This window comes from Archangium sp., from assembly GCF_036389735.1.
Taxonomy (GTDB): domain Bacteria; phylum Myxococcota; class Myxococcia; order Myxococcales; family Myxococcaceae; genus Archangium.
In genome coordinates, this window is the sequence record NZ_DASVWK010000202.1 from 1 (window position 1) to 2,877 (window position 2,877).

2 protein-coding genes are annotated in these 2,877 nt (G+C 70.7%); both read left to right on the plus strand.

Features of this window, described 5'->3' with window-relative positions:
* Window positions 1–1,673 (plus strand): ABC transporter ATP-binding protein (locus VF794_RS07615; protein ID WP_331108518.1); only part of this gene is annotated, 1,673 nt, incomplete at its 5' end.
* A gap of 100 nt (window positions 1,674–1,773) precedes the next feature.
* A partial coding sequence (locus VF794_RS07620; RefSeq protein WP_331108519.1) for an APC family permease occupies window positions 1,774–2,877 on the plus strand: 1,104 nt, incomplete at its 3' end.

Sequence of the window (2,877 nt, forward strand, 5' to 3'; positions counted from 1 at the left end):
AGCGGGCCACGGCCCGTCGGGCGTTGCTGGGCGGGCAGCTCGCCAATACACACCTCATCGCCGCACGCACGCTTCGGCTGCCACCTGGAGCCCATTGGAGCCATCATCTGCGGGCGCTGCGGGCCGGGTGGCGGCTGATCCTGCTCTTCCTGCTGGCGGCGCTCCTCCAGGTGTGTGTGCTCTGCGGTTGGTGGTTGATTGGACGGGGCGCGTTCGAGGGTCAATTGGACCAGGGGTGGCTCTGGGCCTGGGCCCTCATGGGGTTCACGATGGTGCCGCTCCAGGCGGCGCTGACCTGGGTGCAGGGGTCCCTGGTGATGGACTTCTCCGCGCTGCTGCGCAGACAACTGCTGGCGGGGGCGCTCGCGCTGCCCGTGGACGAGGCGCGCCGCGGTGGAATTGGCGAGTACGTCGGGAAGACCTTCGAGAGCGCGGGGCTGGAGCAGATGGCGCTGGCTGGCGGCTTCACCAGTCTCCTGTCGGTGATCGATCTGGCGCTGGCGGCGAGCGTGATGGTGACGGGTCCCGCGGGCTGGTACGGGCTGGTGGCGCTGGGGGGCTTCTGCTGCATGCTGGTGGTGCTGCTCGCGCGTCAGGCCGCACGCTTCCGGCGGTGGATGGAGGCACGGGGCGTCATGACGCATGCGCTCATCGAGCGGATGATAGGCCACCGGACGCGGCTCGCGCAGGAACAGCCGGAGCGCTGGCACGTCGAGGAGGATCATGAACTGGCCCACTATGCCGAGGCCTCCGAGCAGTGGGACGCGGCAACGGCCCGGGTGTTGACGCTCGCCCGGCGGGGGCTCCTCCCGGTGGCGATCCTCGCGACGCTCCCGGGGGTGCTCGCTGGAGCCTCGACGGTGAGGATCGCGGTGGGGGTAGGGGCCGCGCTGCTGGCGACGCGCGCGCTGGGGACACTGACCGTCGGAGCCCTGGCCCTCATCGGTGCGCGCGTGTTGTTCCGCAACGTTCACCCCATCCTGGAGGCCGTGCAGCGCGCCCAGGATGGTGGGATCCCCAGGACGGCTCCTCCGCCGTCAGGCGTGGCGCCTCCGAAGGCCCAGGCCCTGCTCGAGGCCCGCGACCTGGTCTTCCAGCACGTGGGGGCCCCACGGGCGGTGCTGGAGAGGGCCTCGCTGGTGGTGCGCGCGGGCGAGCGCGTGCTGCTCGAGGGGCCCTCGGGTTCGGGCAAGTCGACGTTCGCGTCCATTCTGACGGGGCTGCGAGGCCAGGGCTCGGGGCTGTTGTTGCTGGGTGGCCTGGACATGGCGACCTGGACGATGGACGGGTGGGGTGCGCAGATCGCGGGGGCCCCTCAATTCCACGAGAACCACGTGGTGTCCGGCCCCCTGGCCATGAACCTGCTGTTGGGACGTACCTGGCCTCCCACCCCCGAGGACCTGAACACCGCGAAAACGCTCTGTGAGGAGCTCGGGCTGGGGGAGCTGCTGGCACGGATGCCCGCGGGGTTGATGCAGCTGGTGGGGGAGCGCGGTTGGCAGCTCTCGCATGGAGAGCAGAGCCGTGTCTTCGTGGCACGAGCGCTGCTTCAGCGGGCCCGTGTCGTGGTGCTCGATGAAGCGTTCGGTGCGTTGGATCCCTTGACCATGCGCAAGGTGATGACGTGCGTCGAGGCGCGGGCACCCACGCTCATCGTCATCGCGCATCCCTGAGGGACGCTGACCGCCGCCCCGCCGAGCACTCGGGAGGGCGGGGTGATTGCCCCCGTCCGGGGCGGTGTCCATCCCTTCACACAACCAGGGAGCGGATGCGATGGCTCGAGGGCGGTACCAGAGGGAGGGACGGCCAGGCGACAGGCGCTCCGACGCGGCGCTTCCCCTGCCAAGCCTGCGCGTCGTGGATGCCGTCGCGCTCATCGTGGGCATCGTGGTGGGCGCGGGCATCTTCCGGGCGCCCTCGCTGGTGGCGGCGAACTCGACGGGCGAGGCCGCCATGTTGCTGCTGTGGGGCCTTGGCGGGCTCGTCTCCTTCATTGGCGCCATGTGCTACGCGGAGCTTGCCAGCACCTGGCCTCACGCTGGGGGCGACTACCACTATCTGCGGCGGGCGCTCGGTAACTCGCTGGCCTTCTTGTTCGCCTGGGCCCGTCTGACGGTCATCCCCACCGGCTCCATCGCGCTGCTGGGCTTCATCTTCGGGGATTACGCCTCGCAACTGCTGCCGCTGGGGGAGCACTCGTCCGCCCTCTACGCGGCGCTCTCGGTGGTGGTGCTCACCGGGCTGAACGTGGCCGGCATCCAGCTGGGCAAGTGGACGCAGAACCTCCTCATGGTGGCGGTGGTGGCGGGCCTGGGGCTGGTCATCGTCGCCGGGCTCTTCTTCTCGCCGGCCGCTCCGGTCCCAGTCGCCGAGGTGGTGGCACCCGATGGGCCCCGTCATGCCGCCTGGGGCCTGGCCATGGTGTTCGTGCTGCTGACGTATGGCGGGTGGAACGAGGCGGCCTACATCTCCAGCGAGCTGCGCGGGGGGCGCCGAGGCATCGTGTTCGCGCTGCTGGGGAGCCTGCTGGCCGTCACCGCCCTCTACCTGCTGGTCAACGCGGCCTACCTCAAGGGACTGGGCCTGGCCGGCATGGGGCGCTCGGAGGCGGTGGCGGCGGACCTCCTTCAGCGCGTGGTGGGCCCCGGGGGCGCCCGGCTCATCAGCCTCATCATCTGCGCGGCGGTGCTCACCTCGGCCAATGCCACCGTTCTCATGGGCTCGCGCACTCACTATGCGATGGGGCGAGACTTCCCGATGTTCTCCCCGCTGGGGCGGTGGAGCGCGCGCGCGGGCTCGCCGGTGAACGCGCTGCTGGTGCAGGGGGCCATCGCCCTGGCGCTGGTGGGCGTGGGCTTCATCACCCGGCGCGGCTTC